The 19202-nt window shown below is 72.0% G+C and carries 18 protein-coding genes; 5 read left to right on the top strand and 13 right to left on the bottom strand.

Annotated elements, in window-relative coordinates:
* Positions 1 to 46: 46 nt before the first annotated feature.
* Positions 47 to 496, top strand: a complete 450-nt coding sequence (locus AB0F62_RS18515; RefSeq protein ID WP_361799532.1) for a cell division protein SepF — start codon at positions 47 to 49, stop codon at positions 494 to 496.
* 8 nt (positions 497 to 504) lie between these two features.
* On the opposite strand, the gene AB0F62_RS18520 is transcribed toward AB0F62_RS18515, so the two are convergent.
* Both AB0F62_RS18520 and AB0F62_RS18525 read right to left on the bottom strand, forming a co-directional pair.
* On the bottom strand, positions 505 to 1689 hold the full coding sequence (locus AB0F62_RS18520; RefSeq protein WP_361799535.1) for an acyl-CoA dehydrogenase family protein: 1185 nt from the start codon (positions 1687 to 1689) through the stop codon (positions 505 to 507).
* An 82-nt stretch (positions 1690 to 1771) separates the two neighbouring features.
* Entirely contained in the window at positions 1772 to 3400 is a 1629-nt protein-coding gene (locus AB0F62_RS18525; RefSeq protein ID WP_361799538.1) for an MFS transporter, read from the bottom strand.
* A gap of 776 nt (positions 3401 to 4176) precedes the next feature.
* Here AB0F62_RS18525 and AB0F62_RS18530 point away from each other — a divergent pair.
* The gene (locus AB0F62_RS18530) at positions 4177 to 5118 is read left to right on the top strand and encodes a phosphatase PAP2 family protein (RefSeq protein WP_361799540.1); all 942 of its coding nucleotides are present in this window, start codon (positions 4177 to 4179) and stop codon (positions 5116 to 5118) included.
* Between the two features lie 115 nt (positions 5119 to 5233).
* On the opposite strand, the gene AB0F62_RS18535 is transcribed toward AB0F62_RS18530, so the two are convergent.
* The 3 genes from AB0F62_RS18535 to AB0F62_RS18545 all read right to left on the bottom strand — a co-directional run bounded on the left by AB0F62_RS18535 (position 5234) and on the right by AB0F62_RS18545 (position 6977).
* Complete coding sequence (locus AB0F62_RS18535) at positions 5234 to 5449, bottom strand: I78 family peptidase inhibitor (RefSeq protein ID WP_361799542.1); 216 nt, start codon at positions 5447 to 5449, stop codon at positions 5234 to 5236.
* 218 nt (positions 5450 to 5667) lie between these two features.
* Complete coding sequence (locus tag AB0F62_RS18540; RefSeq protein WP_361799544.1) at positions 5668 to 6057, bottom strand: DUF779 domain-containing protein; 390 nt, start codon at positions 6055 to 6057, stop codon at positions 5668 to 5670.
* Positions 6058 to 6062: 5 nt separating this feature from the next.
* Positions 6063 to 6977: a bifunctional DNA primase/polymerase gene (locus tag AB0F62_RS18545; RefSeq protein ID WP_361799547.1), complete on the bottom strand. Its 915-nt coding sequence runs from the start codon at positions 6975 to 6977 to the stop codon at positions 6063 to 6065.
* 334 nt (positions 6978 to 7311) lie between these two features.
* Between AB0F62_RS18545 and ctaD the strand changes: the two genes are divergently transcribed.
* Positions 7312 to 9015, top strand: a complete 1704-nt coding sequence (gene ctaD / locus AB0F62_RS18550; protein WP_361799550.1) for a cytochrome c oxidase subunit I — start codon at positions 7312 to 7314, stop codon at positions 9013 to 9015.
* Positions 9016 to 9060: 45 nt separating this feature from the next.
* On the opposite strand, the gene AB0F62_RS18555 is transcribed toward ctaD, so the two are convergent.
* From AB0F62_RS18555 to AB0F62_RS18565, 3 genes are all read right to left on the bottom strand, one after another.
* On the bottom strand, positions 9061 to 10350 hold the full coding sequence (locus AB0F62_RS18555) for a glycosyltransferase family 4 protein (protein WP_361799553.1): 1290 nt from the start codon (positions 10348 to 10350) through the stop codon (positions 9061 to 9063).
* Positions 10351 to 11641: 1291 nt separating this feature from the next.
* Entirely contained in the window at positions 11642 to 12142 is a 501-nt protein-coding gene (locus AB0F62_RS18560) for a transglycosylase family protein (protein WP_361799556.1), read from the bottom strand.
* A 122-nt stretch (positions 12143 to 12264) separates the two neighbouring features.
* The gene (locus AB0F62_RS18565) at positions 12265 to 12891 is read right to left on the bottom strand and encodes a transglycosylase family protein (protein WP_361799558.1); all 627 of its coding nucleotides are present in this window, start codon (positions 12889 to 12891) and stop codon (positions 12265 to 12267) included.
* Between the two features lie 547 nt (positions 12892 to 13438).
* On the opposite strand from AB0F62_RS18565, the gene AB0F62_RS18570 reads away from it, so the two are divergent.
* Entirely contained in the window at positions 13439 to 14203 is a 765-nt protein-coding gene (locus tag AB0F62_RS18570) for a hypothetical protein (protein WP_361799657.1), read from the top strand.
* A gap of 178 nt (positions 14204 to 14381) precedes the next feature.
* Complete coding sequence (locus tag AB0F62_RS18575; RefSeq protein ID WP_361799561.1) at positions 14382 to 14621, top strand: hypothetical protein; 240 nt, start codon at positions 14382 to 14384, stop codon at positions 14619 to 14621.
* A gap of 86 nt (positions 14622 to 14707) precedes the next feature.
* Here AB0F62_RS18575 and der read toward each other — a convergent pair whose 3' ends face one another.
* The 5 genes from der to aroH form a co-directional block, all read right to left on the bottom strand.
* Positions 14708 to 16165 (bottom strand): ribosome biogenesis GTPase Der, encoded by a 1458-nt coding sequence (gene der, locus AB0F62_RS18580; RefSeq protein ID WP_361799564.1) that lies wholly within the window; start codon positions 16163 to 16165, stop codon positions 14708 to 14710.
* Positions 16166 to 16230: 65 nt separating this feature from the next.
* Positions 16231 to 16890 (bottom strand): lysophospholipid acyltransferase family protein, encoded by a 660-nt coding sequence (locus AB0F62_RS18585; protein ID WP_361799567.1) that lies wholly within the window; start codon positions 16888 to 16890, stop codon positions 16231 to 16233.
* Positions 16887 to 17576: a (d)CMP kinase gene (cmk, locus tag AB0F62_RS18590; RefSeq protein ID WP_361799570.1), complete on the bottom strand. Its 690-nt coding sequence runs from the start codon at positions 17574 to 17576 to the stop codon at positions 16887 to 16889. Before cmk ends, AB0F62_RS18585 begins: the two co-directional genes overlap by 4 nt.
* Before the next feature lie 114 nt (positions 17577 to 17690).
* The gene (locus AB0F62_RS18595; protein WP_361799573.1) at positions 17691 to 18776 is read right to left on the bottom strand and encodes a prephenate dehydrogenase; all 1086 of its coding nucleotides are present in this window, start codon (positions 18774 to 18776) and stop codon (positions 17691 to 17693) included.
* Positions 18773 to 19135 carry a chorismate mutase gene (aroH, locus tag AB0F62_RS18600; RefSeq protein WP_361799576.1) on the bottom strand — a complete coding sequence of 121 codons (363 nt, stop codon included), beginning with the start codon at positions 19133 to 19135 and terminating at the stop codon, positions 18773 to 18775. The genes AB0F62_RS18595 and aroH overlap by 4 nt, the downstream gene beginning before the upstream one ends.
* Positions 19136 to 19202 lie beyond the last annotated feature (67 nt).

The raw sequence follows: 19202 nt of genomic DNA on the forward strand, positions 1-19202 counted from the left end.
ATAGGGGTGCGGACGGCAAACTGACCGCGTGCGAGAGGAGGCGTCCATGGGATCGGTACGACGGGCGAGCGCCTGGCTGGGACTCGTCGACGACAACAGCGCCGAGGAGTACTACGACGAGGAATACGCCGATTACGGCGACGGCGCCGAGACGTCCTCCCCCGACTCCTGGGTCACCGACCCGCGCGTGCGCGTGGCCTCCGACTCGGCCGAGGAGCAGGGCCGACGGATCGCCACGGTCACCCCGGACGGCTTCCGGGACGCCCGCGGCATCGGCGAGCTCTTCCGGAACGGCGTCCCGGTCATCGTCAATCTGACGGCCATGGAGTCCGCCGACGCCAAGCGCGTCGTCGACTTCGCGGCCGGCCTGACCTTCGGCCTGCGCGGCTCCATCGACCGGGTGGCCAACCGCGTCTTCCTGCTGACCCCACCCGACTACCTGGTCGTCAACGCCGACAGCAAGCGCGGCGGCGACGGGTTCTTCAACCAGAACTGACCGGCGGGCTACCGGAACGCGTCGATGCCGGTGAGCGCCTTGCCCAGCACGAGTTGGTGCATCTCGACGGTGCCCTCGTAGGTGAGCACGGACTCGAGGTTGGTCGCGTGCCGCATCACGGGGTACTCCAGCGAGATGCCGTTGGCGCCCAGAATGGTCCGGGCCGTGCGGCAGATCTCGATCGCCTCGCGCACGTTGTTGAGCTTGCCGAAGCTGACCTGCTCGGGCCGGAGCGTGCCCGCGTCCATGCGTCGCCCGAGGTGGTACGCGAGGAGGATGCCCTTGTGCAGTTCGACCGCCATGTCGGCGAGCTTGGCCTGGGTGAGCTGGAAGCCCCCGATGGGCCGGCCGAACTGCTCACGGGTGCGGGAGTACTCCAGGGCGGCCTCGAAGCTGCTGCGCGCGGCGCCCATGGCGCCCCAGACGATGCCGTAGCGGGCGTGGTTGAGGCAGCTGAGCGGACCGCGCAGGCCGGTGGCCTCCGGGAGGACGGCGTCGGCGGGCAGGCGTACGTCGTCCATCACCAGCTCGCTGGTGACGGAGGCGCGCAGCGACCACTTGTGCCTGATCTCGGGAGCCGAGAAGCCGGGGCTGTCGGTGGGAACGGCGAAACCGCGGATGCCCTCGTCGGTGCGGGCCCACACCACGGCGACGCCGGCGACCGAGCCGTTGGTGATCCACATCTTGCGGCCGCTCAGGATCCAGTCGGAGCCGTCCCGCTTGGCGTGGGTGCGCATGCCGGCCGGGTCGGAGCCGTGGTCGGGTTCGGTGAGCCCGAAGCAGCCGATGACCTCGCCGGCGGCCATCCGCGGCAGCCACCGCTGCTTCTGCTCCTCGGAGCCGAAGCGGTGGATGGCGTACATCGCCAGCGAACCCTGGACGGAGACGAGCGAGCGGATGCCGGAGTCGGCCGCCTCCAGTTCCAGGCAGGCCAGTCCGTACTGGACCGCGGTGGCGCCCGCGCAGCCGTATCCGCTCAGGGACATGCCCAGTGCCCCGATGGAGCCGAGCTCCCGGGCCAGCTCGCGGATCTCCGGCAGCTCGCCGCGCTCGTACCACTCCGCCACGTGCGGCAGCACACGGTCGGCGGCCCAGCGGCGCACGGTGTCCCGCACGGCGCGGTCCTCCTCGCCGAGCAGGTCGTCGACGCCGAGCGGGTCGTGCGGGTCGAACTGCGGCTTTCCAGCGGACATCGTCGTCCTCTCCGGTGATCACTGCGCTTCGCCGACGAAGCTACTTCCGCGGCGGGGGCGGGTAAAGCCCCCGGCCGTGTGCTCAGCGCGACACGTCGGCCCCGGCCAGGGCGTGCTCGCGCGGCGCCGGGATCCCGGGGGCGGCCGGCCGCTGGGCCGCCGTGCCGCACTCCATGCGGCGGGGCAGCCGCAGCGCGGCGACCGCGCCGAGCAGCAGCAGGCCGGCGCTGACCACCAGGGTGAGGTGCATCCCGTGGACGAAGGCGTGCCGTGCGGCGTGCCGCAGGGAGGCCCCGGCGGAACCGCCGAGGTGGTCGGAGACCTCGTAGGCCTCGCCGAGCGACTTCCCGGCCGAGGCGCGGGCGTCGGCCGGAACCCCGGGGACCCGCGCGACGCCGGGGGCGTAGGCGGCGTTCATGACGCTGCCCAGCAAGGCGATGCCGAGGCCGGCGCCCAGCTGGTAGGAGGTCTCGCCGATCGCGGCGGCGCCGCCCGCCTGTTCGGCGGGGGCGTCGCTGAGCATGGACTCGTACGCGCCGAAGAGCGTGGTCTCCAGCCCGAAGCCGAGCAGGACGAAGCCCGCGGTCAGCACGCCCGGCCGGTCGTGCTGGCCCATCAGGGTCAGCACGAGCACCGCGCAGGCGGTGAGCACGAAACCGGAGCTCACCATGACGCGCGGCCCGAAGCTGCCGAGCATCCGGGAACCCAGGAGGCCCGCGCCCATGGCGGCGAGGGTGAGCGGCAGCAGCCGCAGCCCCGTCTGCAGCGGGCTCAGGCCGAGAACCAGCTGCAGGTACTGGACGGCGATCAGTTCCAGGCCGACGAGGGCGAGCAGCGCCAGCACGATGCAGCCCACGGAGGTGCCGAAGGCGGGCCTGACGAACATGCGTATGTCGATGAGCGGGTGCTCGCGCCTGCGCTGCCGGCGCACGAACAGCACCAGCAGGGCCAGCCCCGCGAGCAGCGGCACGAGCGCGGAGGGCTCGTACGGGGTCGCACCGCCGCCGATCCGCTTGACGCCGAGGATGGCGCCGAGGATGCCCAACGCGGCCATCAGCGCGCCCAGGACGTCCCAGGGGCCGTCCAGCTCCCCGCGGGACTCGGGCAGCAGCCAGCGGGCCACCGGAAGGATGACGGCCATCAGCGGGATGTTGATCAGGAAGACCGAGCCCCACCAGAAGTTCTCGACGAGGAAGCCGCCGAGGACCGGCCCGACGGCCGCGCCGACGGCCGCGACGGCGCTCCACACCCCGATGGCGACGGCCCGTTCGCGGCGGTCCGGGAAGACCTGCCGGAGGATCGACAGCGTGGCAGGCATGATCATCGCCCCGCCGACGCCGAGCAGGGCGCGGGCCGCGATGAGGACGCGCGGGTCCGGCGCGAAGGCGGCCGCCGCCGAGGCGGCCGCGAAGATCGCGTACCCCAGCAGCAGGATCCGGCGTCTCCCGACCCGGTCGCCGAGGGTGCCGAAAAGGATCAGCAGGGATGCCGCGACGAGCGGATAGGCGTCGACGATCCACAGCAGCTCTATCGCGCCGGGGCGCAGGTCCTCGCTCACCGCGGGAACGGCGACGTGCAGCACGGTCGCGTCGAGGGCGACGAGCAGCAGACTGACGCAGAGGACGATCAGCACGGTCCAGCGGTTGACCGGCCGAGTGTGCTGTGGGACGGCGGCCGGCCCGGGAATGCCGGCCGAGGACGTCCCTGTCATGTACGTACCTCCCAGCGGTGCGCTCGCGGTGTCCCTGGGCAGGACGAGGGGACGGTCCCGGGGGAACCCAGCGACGAGGGCGAGTGAAGTCGTCAGACTACGCGAGTCCGCGCTCCCGGTGGGTGGCGCAGGTCACGTTCCGACGTGGTGGTCGTCACGTGACCGTCACCCATCGGAGACCTGCCGGACATGTCCGGCACCGGACCCGATGCGATCGCCGCGGCTTTCCGGTGCGCCTGCCGCACCGGCCGTCCCGCCGGAAGCCGGTCACCCCGCCCGCCGACTCGATGTCGTGTACCCGCCGACTCCGGCCGTACACAGCCGAAGCACGGCGCGCGTCCGTCAACCCGTACGCCCTCCACACCCGTTCACGCGCCCCCGATCCGGGATTCGCCCAGGTCACCGACGTCGGCCGGCACCGGCCCCGGATCCGCGCCGAGAGCCGGGGCGGGCCCGGCGGAAGGGCGGGCGAACTCCGGGAAAAGTGACGGGTAATCAAAGAAGAACGGCGCGTGCGGAAATCGAACACGAGATTTGCCAAGATCCTCCGCGTACACCTTGAAACATAAAATCAAAGAGTTCCCGCATTCGGCGCAATGCGTCCGTCCGCACTACGGCCAATGGGTGGCGTGAGACGCAGTCCACATCACATCGTCATTACGAACACCGCCTTCCGGCCGAACTCCGCCATCACACGCTGTAACGTCGATTGAGTGCGTACCGATGACAAGCTTCTCCTCATGGAGGAGCCCGAGACAGCCCAGGCGCCACCGGGCATGAGCCGAACACGTGTGCTGCTGTTCGGCTCGACGCTGGTGGCCTATGTGGCCATCGTCGTAGCCGTGCTGACCACGTCCAAGCTCGTCACGCTGGACTGGCAGGTCATGATGTGGCGGCCGTACAAGCAATGGCCGCAGATCCACGCGTTCCTGGACTACTTCGTGGTTCTGGGCCAGCGCGGCCCGACCGCCGCCATCGTCGCCGCCTGGCTGGGCTGGCGCGCCTGGCGCCAGCGCACCCTGCACCCACTCCTTGTGCTGGGGACGTCGCTCCTGCTGCTGAACGTCACCGTGGGCTCGGTGAAGTACGGCCTCGGCAGACTCGGCCCGCACTACGCGACCAGCGCCGGATCGGCCGAACTCTTCGCCGGCGGCGATATATTTCCCTCCGGTCACACCGCGAACGCCGTGGTGACCTGGGGAGTCCTGGCCTATCTGGCCACCACCCCGTGGGTCCGCCGGGTCACCTCCGTGATCGCGGCACTGCTGGCGCTGGGCGTCGGCATGACCACCATCTACCTCGGCACCCACTGGGTGAGCGACGTGCTGCTCGGCTGGGCGGCCGGCCTGCTGATCCTGCTGGCCCTGCCCTGGTTCGAACCGCTGATGGCCTCGGCGGAGCAGCGGATCACGGCCGCCTGGGAGCGCCGCCGCGGCACCGGCACGGTGCCCGTCGCAACCCCCGTGGCGAGCACGGCGATGGCCTCCTCGCAGCTCTCCGACAACCCGGACGGCGTACTCGAGCCCGTCGTTCTGAGCGGCCGGGCCACCACGCCCGCGTCCGGGATACCGCACCACCCGGCACGCCCCCACACCACCCGGCACGAGCGCACCCCGGTGACCCCGGCCGGCAGCCGCCGTCCACCCGCCGACCGTCCGGCCCGCCCGGGCACGCTCGGCCAGGCCGGCGTGGCCCGCGGCCGCGGCGCCGCCGGCTGACCGAAGGCGGGGCAGGTACGCACACCTCCCGTCCCGCCCGAAGGCGTACGAAGGCCCTGGCCACCCCCGAGGGAGCGGCCAGGGCCTTCTGCCGTGCGCGGCCGGGCGGCCGGCCTCAGCCGCTCCAGCAGCGGGTCACCCGGCCGTCGGCGACGGTGAAATTGAGACGTCCCACGCGGTACTCCATGGTGATGACGGCGCCCGGCGGCAGGGCGCGCACCATGCTCCAGCCACGCGCGGCGGCCCGGCGCTCGGCCTCGTCGGCCGGGAGGCCGACATAGGTCTCCGGTTCGTCCTGAGGTTGCCGTGCGGGAGTCGGATCGGTTGCCATGTGAGCAACCGTAGGCGCACACGAGCCGTGACGGAAGGCGGCGAAGCCTTGATCGTCACACTTGTGTCACAGATACCAGGGTTGCGTTTGGCGTGCACCGTTCACTCTTTGGGGGTCACTTTTCCCGTCCCCCGCCGAATTCGCGGAGCCGACCGCCGAAAACCAGCCGGGCCGGATGGAAGGGAATTCCAGGAAAGGGTCCTCACAGTTCCCTCACATCACATCCCCAGGCTCGACAGCTCCTCGTCCGTCAGCAGCCGGGACCGAATGAGAAACCGGTTGCCCGTCGGCGCCTCCAGCGAGAAGCCGCTGCCGCGCCCCGGCACCACGTCGATCGTCAGATGCGTGTGGCTCCAGTACGCGAACTGGTCACGGGACATCCACACCGGTACCGGGTCGATGCCCAGGACGTCGAGGTCGCCCAGGTGCACGTCGGAGTCACCCGTGAGGAACTCCCCCAGCGGGTAGCACATGGGCGAGCTGCCGTCGCAGCAGCCGCCCGACTGGTGGAACATCAACGGGCCGTTCTGGTCGGCGAGACGCCGCAGCAGCCCCGCGGCCTCCTCGGTGACGGCGACCCGGCCGGCCCTGGGTGCGATAGAGGTCATGGCGTTCAGAGTGCTCCCGCCGGGCGCCGCCCGCCAGACCCCCCGAGGACATGACGGCGGGCCGAGCCCACCGTCGACTCCGCCTCGCGCTCCGGCAGACCGGTGCTGACGGCCGCGCCGACCATCTCCGCGGCCACCCGGTCGCCGTGCCCGTTCTCGAACGCCCGGCAGGCTGCCCAGAAGAGCCGTTCGTTGCGCTCCCCGACCGCCGAGCCGAGGACGAAGCGGATCAGCGGCTCGGCCGCACCCCCGCCGGCCCCGGCACCCGCACCCGTCCCGGCCCCCGCCGCCGTGCGCGACGGCCGGCGCTGCGGGGTCGTCAGCAGCAGCCGCAGCAGCCGCTTGGGCACCGCGGCCGGCGGCATCGACGCCGTCGGCGGATCCCACCGGTAGCGCCCGGCGACGGTCACGGACCCCGGCCCCACGAGGTAGCCGCCGCTGCCGCGCACGTCGATCCCGTTGCCCAGCCGGCGCACCGAGTTGGGCACGATGACCTCGGCCGGGCCGCGCAGCCACAGATGCCGCCCGCCGCTCGGGGTGATCACCGTGCGCGTCCAGGGCACCGCGAAGCCGTACCGGGCCGCCAGGTCCACCAGGTCGGTCACGCCGTCGACACCGTCCTTGCGGTCCAGGTCGAGGCCGATGAGGCAGTGCGGCGCGCGTCCGCAGGCGATCCCGTATCCCGCGGCCCAGGGAGCCGCCGCGAACAGCTCGGCGATCCGGGCGGGGTCGGTGGCGGCGTCGTGCACTCCGTGGCCGAGCCGGCCGCACTGTCCGCGGCACATCCCGCGCCCGGTCTCCCCCCGGTGGGGCGAGCGCACCGCCGGGAGCTTGGTCCGCGACAGCGGGATGACGGGGAAACCGCGCCGCGCGGCGGCGAGCGCGCACTCCAGCGCGTGGTCGTGGTCCGGATGCGTCACGGGGTGCCCCCTCGCTGCGCTACGGCATGACCCCTTTATCGTACTTTCGTTCGACGGTCTCCTCAATGCCGCCTCGAACGGCCCCTGACCGCCCGGAACGACGCTTCCGCCCCTTCGCGAAAGGCGCCCGCACCCACCCACGGCACCCGGCGCCTGACGTACCCCCACGCCCGCGCTCCCCAGGGCAGGGCACGCCATGGTGACGCCGGACCGGCCAGGCCGGGCGGACGGCGCGGCAGGGCCGTCATGTCCCGGTCCGCCATATGACGCGCCGTCTGCCGGAAACTGTACGAAGGATCGGCCCGGCAGGATCTCCGACAGCTAGGGAGCGCGCATGGGGACGGACGCGGCGCAGGCCACGGCCGGGCAGACGCGGGCCCCGGGGCGGCCCCGGCGGCCGGGACGGCTGCTGGTGGACTGGCTGACCACCACCGACCACAAGAAGATCGGCCACCTCTATCTGATCACCTCGTTCGGCTTCTTCCTCGCAGCGGGACTCATGGCCCTGCTGATGCGCGCCGAACTCGCCCGTCCCGGGCTGCAACTGATGACGAACGACCAGTTCAACCAGTTGTTCACGATGCACGGCACGATCATGCTGCTGCTCTTCGCCACCCCGACCTTCGCCGGGTTCGCGAACGAGATCATGCCGCTGCAGATCGGCTCGCCCGACGTCGCCTTCCCACGGCTCAACATGCTGTCGTACTGGCTGTTCCTCTTCGGCGGGCTCATCGTGCTGGGCAGCTTCCTGACCCCCACCGGCGGGGCGTCCTTCGGCTGGTTCGCCTACGCACCGCTGAACAGCCTGACCCGGTCGCCCGGCATCGGCGCCGACATGTGGATCATGGGGCTGGCGCTGGCGGGCTTCGGCACCATCCTCGGCGCGGTCAACTTCGTCGCCACGATCGTGGGGATGCGGGCGCCGGGCATGACGATGTTCCGGATGCCGATCTTCACCTGGAACGTGCTCTTCACCTCGGTGATGGTGCTGCTGGCCTTCCCGGTGCTGGCCGCGACGCTGCTGGTGCTGGAGGCGGACCGGCGCTTCGGATCGGTGGTCTTCGAACCGGCCAACGGCGGGGCGCTGCTGTGGCAGCACCTGTTCTGGTTCTTCGGCCATCCCGAGGTCTACATCATCGCGCTGCCGTTCTTCGGCATCATCACCGAGATCATCCCGGTGTTCTCGCGCAAGCCGATCTTCGGCTACACGACGCTCGTCGGCGCGACGATGGCCATCACCGGGCTGTCGATGGTGGTGTGGGCGCACCACATGTTCGTCACCGGCTCCGTGCTGCTGCCGTTCTTCTCGCTGCTGTCGTTCCTGATCGCGGTGCCGACCGGGGTCAAGTTCTTCAACTGGATCGGCACGATGCTGCACGGCTCGCTGTCCTTCGAGACACCGATGCTGTGGGCGGTCGGCTTCCTGGTGAGCTTCCTGTTCGGCGGCCTCACCGGGGTGATCCTCGCCTCTCCTCCGCTGGACTTCCAGGTCAGCGACTCGTACTTCGTCGTGGCCCACTTCCACTACGTCGTCTTCGGCACGGTGGTGTTCGCGATGTTCGCGGGCTTCTTCTTCTGGTGGCCGAAGTTCACCGGGAAGATGCTCGACGAGCGGCTGGGCAAGATCCAGTTCTGGACGCTGTTCGTCGGCTTCCACACCACCTTCCTCGTCCAGCACTGGCTGGGCGTGGCGGGCATGCCCCGGCGGTACGCGGACTACCTGGCGGCGGACGGCTTCACGGTGCTCAACACCGTCTCGACGATCGGGGCGTTCCTCCTGGGCCTGTCCACCCTGCCGTTCCTCTGCAACGTCTGGCGGACCGCGAGGTACGGGGACCGGGTGACGGCCGACGACCCCTGGGGCTTCGGCCGTTCCCTGGAGTGGGCGACCTCCTGCCCGCCGCCGCGGCACAACTTCGCGACTCTCCCGCGGATCCGCTCCGAGTCCCCCGCCTTCGACCTGCACCACCCGGAGGTCGCCGCCCTCGACCACGCGCGGGCGACGGGCCGCCGCGACGTCGTGGACCCCGGCCCCTGAACGGGCCCCGAACCGGTGCGGGACGCCCGCTGCGCGGCCGTGCCTTCACCCCTTGGCCCGCAGCCTCTTGCGGAGCCTGCGGGCGCGCCGCTTCGCCGCGCGGGCGAGGTCCTTGCTCGCGTACACGGCGCCGACCCCCAGGCCGCCGGCCCGCCGCCCGGCCGCGCGCAGCCGGCCCGCGGGCCCCGAACGGCGCTCCAGCAGCTCCTCCAGCATGCGTTCGCAGGCCAGCGCGATCTCGGCCGGGTCGTACCGGGCACCCTTCTCCAGGGCCGCCCGGCCCATCCGCCGGCGCAGTTCGTCGTCGTTGATCAGCCGAAGCATCGCCGCGGCCAGCGCGTCGACGTCCTTCGGCGGCACCAGCAGGCCGTCCACTCCATCGGTGATGATCTCGCCGGGGCCGAGCGGGCAGTCGGTGCTGACGACCGGGAGACCGACGCGCATGGCCTCGACGATGGTCATGCCGAACGACTCCAAGCTGGAGGAGACGGCGAGCAGCGAGCCCTTGGCCATCTCCGGCTCGATCCGCGCCGCCGTGCCCATCATCGTGACCTTGTCGCCGATCTCCAGGCTCTCGATGAGCTGCCGCAGCTTCTCCTCCTGCGCTCCGCCGCCGTACAGCCGCAGGCCCCAGTCCGGGCGTTCCGCGGCGACCTTGGTGAAGGCCCTGATGAGATCTCCGTAGCGCTTCACCGGGGCCAACCGGCCGGCGGCGACGACGTACTTGGCGTCCAGCGTGCTGGGCGCGACCCCCGGGTCGGGGACGCTGTTCGGCAGGGCGACCACCCGCACCCCGGGTAGCCGCAGTCGGCGCCGGTAGGACTCGGCGTCGGCGGCGGTCGTCGTGGTGACCGCGTCCAGCCGGGGGTAGAGCCGGCGCAGCGTGAGGACCAGCGGCACGGAGTGGGTCTCCAGCGTCAGGTGCTCCTGTGCGACCCGTATCACGTGACGCGGCGCCTGCCGCGCGATGTGGACGTTCAACCCGGGGCGCGTGCCGATGACGACATCGGAGTCGAGTGCCGCGAGGTAGGCGCCGATCCGCTGGTCGGTGAGGAGGCTGTACTGCTCGTAGCGGTTCTCGCCGGACGGGAAGACCTTGGCGGGCCGGTGGTAGAGCGGGTTCTCGAGGTCGCTCGTCGCGCTTTTCCGACGCAGATCCACCAGGTGGCGCAGCCCGACCCGGGGGTCGAGGGCGAAGACGGGGTCCTGACGGTGGCGGAACACGGAGACGATCTCGACCTCGTGCCGCTCGGCCAGGGCACCGGCCAGGTTGTACGTCGTGCGGATGGTGCCCCCGACTCCGTACGCGTTGTGGATCAGTATCGAAATGCGCATGCGTCCCCGCGTTCGTCTTCTCCCCGCGGACTCGCGTCCGCCCTCGTGGTGGCTAGACCGCGCCCCCGACTCGCGGGTTGCGTCTGTTCACCTTCCCGTTTCATCGCCGTGTCCCCGCTGTGATGTTTCTGTGGATCCGCATGACATCCTCCCCGGGGCGCGCGCCCGTCCGGCACGGGAGGACCGGCTGCTGCGCATCAAGGCGACCGCGCTCCCTATCGCTTCCCTCGGCGGTCACGCCCTCCCGCCCCCGTCCGCGATGTCACCCCACCAGGCTACGGACCGGCACGGACGGTGGCTGACGGATGACTCCGCGCCACGCGCCGCGGAGAGGCGAGAGCGTCGGCGGACCGCACGACCCCGTTCCCGCCTCCGGCCCGCACTGGGACGGTGGGGTACCCGTGCCCCGTCGCGGGCCGCGGCCGCCGCGGGGGCGGGATGAGCGAGAACAAGGAACCCCGCGAGCCCGTACGAGGCCGCGGACGCCCGGCACCGCGGCGTCCCGGGGCCGGAGTCCCCAGCGGCCGTTCGGCTGTGGGCCGGCTGTCCCGCCGTCTCGCTCCCTTCGGTCGCAAAGCGGCGGGCTGCGGAGGGGAGGGTGGCGGACTGGGGCTCGTTGGCGGTGTGCGGGTGGGTGCGTGGCGGGCGTTCAGGCGCCGGAGCGGGTTCCCACTCCGGTGGCGGGGGTCCCGTTGCCGTCCGCGCGTATAGATGGCTGGTTGCGACGCCCACTCTGAGTGGTGGGCGCGCCTGCCGTGACCGGCGTCTGCGGCTGATCCGGGGTGCTGTTGAGCGGCCTGCGGGACATCGGGCTCGCTTTCGCCGATATGTTCGGCGGAAGAGAGCCCGTTCTTTGTGCCGGGGGACATCGGGCTCGCTTTCACCGACTATGTCGGCGAAACAGAGCCCGATCTCGTAAAGCCACCCGCCGAGCCCGGTGCCCGCCGGGGAATCACCCGCAGACGCCGGTTACGGTGGGCGCGCCATCCACGAAGGGTGGGCGTGGCAACCGGCCATCTATACCCGCGGACGGCAACGAGACCGACAGCCCACGAACAACCGACCCCGCTCCGGCGCCTGAACCCCCGCCGACCACCGACCCGCACAGCGCCAACCGGCCCCGAGCCCCCACCCTCCCATCCGCAGCCCGCCGCTGTGCGACCGAAGGGAGCGAGACGGCGAGAGAGCCGAATCCCCACCGCCCCCACGGCCCCGCTCCACCTCGCGAGGCGGTTCGCCGCGCCCGTCAGGCGGCGCCGGGAGCGACCCGGAAGGTAGGGGTCGGGCGGGCTCATCTCGGCAGGCGCACCAGGGTTCCGGGCGTGAGCTGCCGGGCCGGGTCGGACCCGATGACGTCCTGGTTGAGCCGGTACAGCTCGGCGGCGCCGCCGCTGACGTTGAAGCGCCGGGCGATGGTCTCCAGGGTCTCGCCGGGCTGGACGGCGTGCGCCCGGCCGGAGAGCCGCAGGCGCTGCGCGCAGGTCGGCCAGGCCTCCCAGCCCTGGTCGCGCAGGATCTCCTCGGCGACCCTCACCTGCTGGTCCGGCGTGGCCCGGTCGGGCCGGGCGGCCAGGTCGAGTCCGCCGTGCTCGACCCAGGTGGGCTGGAAGATCTGCAGCCCGCCGTAGAAGCCGTTTCCGGTGTTGGTGTTCCAGCGGTTGCTGCTCTCGCACGTCGCCAGTTCCACCCAGACGGGGGCGTGCCCGTCGGCCTGCGCGGCCTGGGGGGCGAGGGCCGCCCATGTGGCCAGCAGAGTGAGCGCGGTCACCGCGAGACGGCGGGGACGGGACATGGGGGTCAGATTAGGGACGGCACGGCGCGCGTCGTCGCGCGCCGCGCCGGGTCGGGCGCCCCGGCCCACCCGGTCGGAGTACATCGGAGTACAACCGCCGGATGGGCCGGGGGCACGGAAGGTCAGACCGAGAGCCGCTGACCCGGGAAGATCAGGTTCGGGTCGGCGCCGATGACGGACCGGTTGACGGCGTAGAGCTTCTTCCAGGTCGTGCCGTGGGCGGCGGCGATGCCGCTCAGGGTGTCACCGCCGCGGACGTGGTAGTCGCCGTGCCCCTTCGCACGGCCCTGGCCCCGGTCGGAGTGACCGGTGGTGCCCCGCGCGTCCCTCGCGGGCGCCGGCGCGGTGTGCCGCTTCGCCCTGGGCACGGCCGGGGCGGTGCCGCGGCCGGGCGCGCTCCCGTAGGCGCCGGCACGGGCGGAGCAGGTCGGCCAGGCGCCCCAGCCCTGCGCCCGCTGCACCTTGGTGGCGACGGCGATCTGCTGTGCGCGGCTCGCCCGGTCGGCGGTCGCCGCGTACGCGGAGCCGCCGTAGGCGCGCCAGGTCCCGGCGGAGAACTGGAGTCCTCCGTAGTACCCGTTGCCGGTGTTGATGTGCCAGTTCCCGCCGCTCTCGCAGTTCGCGATGCGGTCCCAGACCCCGCTGTCGGCGGCCTTCGCGGGCCCCGCGACGGCCAGCAGGGCCAGCGGGGTCAGCACGGTGACACCGGCTGCGACTGCGGACTGACGGTACTTGGCTGATACGGCCATGGAATCCCTCTCCACGGACCCGGGGTTCCCCCATGGCGCCGTACCCGCGGTACGGCGTCCGACGGACGGGGGCCCCGCGCATCGGGCGCGGTTCCCGTCCCCTTCGCTCGCCGGCCGATGACGTTCCGATCCACCGTCACCCTCGGTACGAGCTCTCCCGGGCGGTGCTCTCTGCACACGGCGGGCAAATCTAGGCAGAGTCGCGTTCGGTCACCAAGCAAATCGCCTCCGATGCAGGCCACTTGAGGGTTACCCGAAGTAACGACCTATTTAGGACACCGGATTGATGGTGCTTTATACGTCATGTCCGTACGGCGCATATGCGCCATGTGACCCGTCTCATAGGCGTGGGGGCTTTCCACGGTGAAAGGTGGGACATGGAGTGACCGGCTCCGCACCGCCGCTCACACTCCGCACGTGGACACACGAGCGCGTGCGAAGAAAGCCGTGACTCCCGCCACAGATCGGCCGTTGTCACTATGTGCCGGGCGAGGCCCGGCAAAGGAGCCCGTAGCCGTACATTTCCAAGGAGGCTTCAGTGCCGCCCATGCTCGACGTCAGCGACGAGGTACGAGCCGAGATCGGCGATGAGGAGGCGGCACGCCTGCTGGCCGGCGAAAGCGCGCCCGGCACGTACGACTGCACTTCCTGCCGCACCCCGGGGGACACCGCCACGGAGCGCACCAGCACGGTGCTCTTCGTCGGCGAGGAGACCGCCGTGCTCGCCTTCGCCCACGCGACCTGCATCCCCTCCCAGGTCGTGCCGGTCTCGGAGGAGCAACTGCAGGGCGCGGTGCAGAGCATCGCCGGCGAGGACCCGTCCGGTTCCACCGCGGCCGGTGCCACGCCTCGCCAGGCGGTGCTCGGCATCACCTGCGGTCTCGTCCTGGTCAAGGACGAGGTGTGCCCCGCCCTGGTCATCGAACCGACCGGCCCGATCGCCCGGCCCGGCGAGACCGGTCCCGGCGACGACTTCCTGCCGATCCTCATCGAGCAGGGCTTCCTCCCGGTGAGCGACCTCCCCACCCCGCCCTCCCCGCTGCCCGGCTGGTCCGTGCTGCTGGCCATGGGGCAGCTGCACGCGATCCTGCAGCCGGGTTCGGCCGGCGCCTGGTGGCAGGCGCACCAACCGCTCGCGGTGAGCGAGGGCTGGCGCCAGGCGGTCAACAAGTCCAACGAGGTGTACGTGTACGCCGCCCCGCACGGCTCCATCGGCCAGCAGCCCCGCGAGGACCTGCTGCGCGACGCCCTGGAGCGCGCGTGCGCGAACGGACTCCTCGTCGGTGCGACGATGCCGCTCTCCGGCACCTGATCCACCCGGATCCGGCCAAAGGCGCGTACGGAGGCCCGTACGCGCCTTTGGCCTATGGCAGTGCATATGCGTGATTCATCCGTACGCCCCGCATCCCCGCAGATGAGCCGCTCGTTGGCACGATGTGCACACCTTTGACGCTTCCTCACGAGCCCCGTACCGCAGCCCCATTCCCCCCATGCGCACCGCGCAGGAGGCGTCCTTGAGTGAGGGCACGCCGATCTACGACGCGCTCTACTCCGAATACCGCAGGCTCTTCCGCACCCTTCCCGGCGACCGCACCGGCGAGGAGGACCTGCAGTTCAACGGCTTCGCCGACCGCGGCGGTTCCTCTTCCCCCTACCGCTCCGGGCGCCACCGCGGCGACCTCCCGGCCCTCCCCCCGGGCCTCGCCGAGAACCGCATGCACGGGCTCTAGCGGCCCCCGCACGAAGAACCGCCCGCCCGGACCGCCCCGACGAGGGAGCGACCAGGCGGGCGGCACCATGTCCGGTCCCCGCGGGGCTACTTCTTGCGGCCGCGCTTCTCCCGCACCCGCACCGACACCTGGATCGGCGTGCCCTCGAACCCGAACTCCTCGCGCAGCCGCCGCTCGATGAAGCGGCGGTAGCCCGCCTCCAGGAAGCCGGAGGCGAAGAGCACGAAGCGCGGGGGCTTGGTGCCGGCCTGGGTGCCGAAGAGGATGCGGGGCTGCTTGCCGCCGCGGATCGGGTGGGGGTGGGCGGCGACGAGCTCGCCCAGGAAGGCGTTGAGGCGGCCGGTCGGCACCCGGGTCTCCCAGCCCGCCAGGGCCGTCTCGATGGCCGGGACCAGCTTCTCCATGTGGCGGCCGGTGCTGGCGGAGACGTTGACCCGGGGGGCCCACTGGATCTGCACCAGGTCCTTCTCGATCTCGCGCTCCAGGTAGTAGCGCCGCTCCTCGTCCAGCAGGTCCCACTTGTTGTAGGCGATGACGAGGGCGCGGCCCGCCTCGACGGCGAGCGAGATGATCCGGGTGTCCTGCTCGGCCAGCGTCTCGCTCGCGTCGATCAGGACGACGGCGACCTCCGCCTTCTCCAGCGCGGCCGCGGTGCGCAGCGAGGCGTAGTAGTCCGCGCCCTCCTGGAGGTGGACCCGGCGGCGGATGCCCGCGGTGTCCACGAACTTCCAGGTCTTGCCGCCGAGTTCGATGAGTTCGTCGACCGGGTCGCGGGTCGTGCCGGCCAGTTCGTTGACGACGACGCGCTCCTCGCCGGCCACCTTGTTCAGCAGCGAGGACTTGCCGACGTTCGGGCGGCCGATGAGCGCCACCCGGCGGGGGCCGCCGACGGTGTTGCCGAAGGACTGCATCGGCGCCTCGGGGAGCGCCTCCAGCACCGCGTCCAGCAGGTCGCCCGTACCGCGGCCGTGCAGCGACGAGACCGGGTAGGGCTCGCCGAGGCCGAGGTTCCACAGCATGGCGGCGTCCGCCTCGCCCGAGGGGCCGTCGACCTTGTTGGCGCACAGCACGACCGGCTTGCCGGCCCTGCGGAGCAGCTTGACCACGGCCTCGTCGGTGTCCGTCGCGCCGACCTTGGCGTCGACGACGAAGACCACGGCGTCGGCGGCCTCGATCGCGAACTCCGCCTGCGCGGCGACGGACGCGTCGATGCCGAGCACGTCCTGCTCCCAGCCGCCGGTGTCGACGACCTTGAAGCGGCGGCCGTTCCAGTCGGCCTCGTACGTGACGCGGTCGCGGGTGACGCCGGGCCGGTCCTCGACGACCGCCTCGCGGCGGCCGATGATCCGGTTGACGAGTGTCGACTTGCCGACGTTCGGGCGGCCGACGACCGCGACCACCGGCAGCGGGCCGTGGCCCGCCGCCGCGAGGTCACCCGCGACGTCGTCGAGGTCGAAGCCCTCCTCGGCGGCGAGCTCCATGAACTCGGCGTACTCGGCGTCGTCGAGCGCGCCGACTTCGCCGTACTCGTTCTCGATGTCCATGAAAGCTTCTCCGTCGATCGTCAAATGTGCGGGGGCTGCATGCCCCAGTGTGGATCAGGCCGGCGCTAGGAGGCGCGGCCCGTGGTACGCCGGGCGTACTCGAGGTGGCCGGTCAGGTGCTTCTGGATGCGCACGGTGGCGGCGTCCAGCGCCGTACGGGTACGGCGCCCGGTGCCGTCACCGGCGTCGAACGGGTCGCCGAAGACGACGTCGACCCGGCCCCGCAGCGGCGGCAGGCCGCGGATCAGCCGTCCCGGCCGGGACGTGCCGAGGACCGCGACCGGCACTATGGGCGCGCCGGAGCGCACCGCGAAGTAGGCCAGGCCCGCCCGCAGGTCGGCGAAGTCGCCCTCGCCCCGGGTGCCCTCGGGGAAGATCCCGAGCACCCCGCCGCGCTCCAGCACGCCGAGCGCGGTGGTCACCGCGTTGCGGTCGGTGCTGTGGCGGTCCACCGGGAGCTGGCCGATCCCGCGCAGGAACGGATCCAGCGGCCCGACGAACGCCTCCTTCTTGATCAGGAAGTGCACCGGGCGCGGGCAGGTGCCCATCAGCACCGGCCCGTCCACGTAGTGCGCGTGGTTCACGGCCAGGATCACCGGGCCCGCGGCGGGCAGCCGCCAGCCGCCGAGCACCCTGGGGCGCCACAGGCTGTTGATGATCCCGATGCCGAGGCGACGGCCGACCGCCGCGCCCTTCGGCCCCGGAACCGCGGAGGAGTCGCTCACGAAGCCGCCCGCTTCTCCTCGATCAGGGTGACGACGCACTCGATGACCTGGTCGAGGGTGAGCTCGCTGGTGTCGACCTCTATGGCGTCGTCCGCCTTCGCCAGGGGGGAGGTCTTGCGGCCGGAGTCGGCCGCGTCCCGCCGCACGAGGGCGTCCCGGGTCGCCGTGAGGTCGACCTCGCCGGTGCCGGCGGCCTTCAGCTCGCCGCCGCGGCGGGCGGCGCGCGCCTCGGGGGACGCGGTGAGGAAGATCTTCACGGTGGCGTCCGGCAGCACGGTCGTGCCGATGTCCCGGCCCTCGACGACGATGCCGGCGGACGCCCCGGCGGCGGCGTCGCGCTGCAGACCGACCAGGCGGGTGCGCACCTCGGGCACCGCGCTGACGGCGCTGACCGCGGAGGTGACCTCCTGGGTGCGGATCGGGCCGGAGGCGTCCACGCCGTCCACCGTGATCGTGGGCGCCGTGGGATCGGCCCCGGAGATGATCACCGGCTTCTCGGCGGCGGTCGCCACCGCGGCCGCGTCGTTCACGTCCACACCGTTGCTCAGCATCCACCAGGTCATGGCCCGGTACTGCGCCCCGGTGTCGAGGTAGCTCAGGCCGAGCTTGGCCGCGACCGCCTTCGAAGTGCTGGACTTGCCAGTGCCCGAGGGGCCGTCGATCGCGACGATCACCGGATTCGACACAGTGGGGGGACCTTCCTGGTGCGTGGAGCGGAGACACGGTTGGCGCAATGCCATCCCCACAAGGTTACCGGCCCACCCATTCGGCTCCGTACCACGATTTCCCCGGCCCCCCGCTCAGGCGCGCAGCGACCAGCCTCGCTCGCGCAGCGCCACCGACAGGCGCGCCGCCGCGGCGGGCTCCACCATCAGCTGCACCAGGCCCGCCTGCTGCCCGGTCGAGTGCTCGATCCGCACGTCCTCGATGTTGACGCCCGCCGCTCCCGCGTCCGCGAAGAGTCGCGCCAGCTCTCCCGGCTGGTCCCCGATGAGGACGGCGACGACGTCGTAGGTCTTGGGGGCGGAGCCGTGCTTGCCGGGGACCTTGGCCTGGCCCGCGTTGCCGCGGCGCAGCAGGTCCTCGATGCCGGAGACGCCGTCGCGGCGCTTGGCGTCGTCGGCGGACTGCAGGGCCCGCAGGGATTCGACGGTCTCCGTCAGGTCGGCGGCGATCTCGGCGAGGACGTCGGCGACCGGACCCGGGTTGGCGGAGAGGATGTCGATCCACATGCCGGGCTGGGAGGCCGCGACCCTGGTGACGTCGCGGATGCCCTGCCCGCACAGGCGCACCGCGCTGTCCTCGGCGTGCTGGAGGCGCGCGGCGACCATGCTGGAGACGAGTTGCGGGGTGTGCGAGACGAGCGCGACGGCGCGGTCGTGGGCCTCGGCGTCCATCACGACCGGGACGGCGCGGCAGAGCGCGACCAGTTCCAGGGCGAGGTTGAGCACCTCGGTCTCGGTGACCGGGGTCGGGGTGAGCACCCAGGGGCGGCCCTCGAACAGGTCGGCGGTCGCGGCCAGGGGGCCGGAGCGCTCGCGGCCGGACATGGGGTGCGTGCCGATGTACGAGGTCAGGTCGCAGCCGAGCGCCTCCAGGTCGCGGCGTGGGCCGGCCTTGACGCTGGCGACGTCGAGGTAGCCGCGGGCGAGCCCGCGGCGCTGGGCGTCGGCGACGGTCGTGCCGACGTGCCCCGGCGGTACGGCGATGATCGCCAGGTCGACGGGGCCGGCGGGAGGATCGTCGGTGCCCGCGCCGAGCGCGGCGGCGGTGCGCACCACGGCGGGGTCGTGGTCCTCCAGGTGGACCTCGACGCCTCGCGCTGCGAGTGCGAGGGCGGCGGAGGTGCCGATGAGGCCGGTGCCGATGACGAGGGCGGTTCTCACTGGGCGATGTCCTTGCGGAGGGCGGCCGCGGCGCCGAGGTAGACGTGCGAGATCTCGCCCTTGGACAGGTCGGTCTCGATGTGGGCGAGGATGCGCACGACCCGGGGCATGGCGCCGGCGATGTCCAGCTCCTGCGCGCAGATCAGCGGTACGTCGGTGATGCCGAGCTTGCGCGCCGCGACCGCGGGGAAGTCGCTGTGCAGGTCGGGGGTGGCGGTGAACCAGACGCTGATCAGGTCGTCCGTCGCGATGCCGTTGCGCTCGAGGATGGCGGTGAGCAGCTCGGCGACCTGCTCGTGCATGTGCTCCGCCTCGTCCCGCTCCAGCTGGACGGCTCCGCGGACCGCTCGTACCGCCACGTCATCGCTCCCTGTGTTGCTGCGCGTACGTACCTGGTCAGCGTAGTCGCGGGGGACGGGGTGCGGC

Origin of the sequence: Streptomyces sp. NPDC026673 (genome assembly GCF_040638135.1) — a bacterium.
In the GTDB taxonomy this organism is placed as follows: domain Bacteria; phylum Actinomycetota; class Actinomycetes; order Streptomycetales; family Streptomycetaceae; genus Actinacidiphila.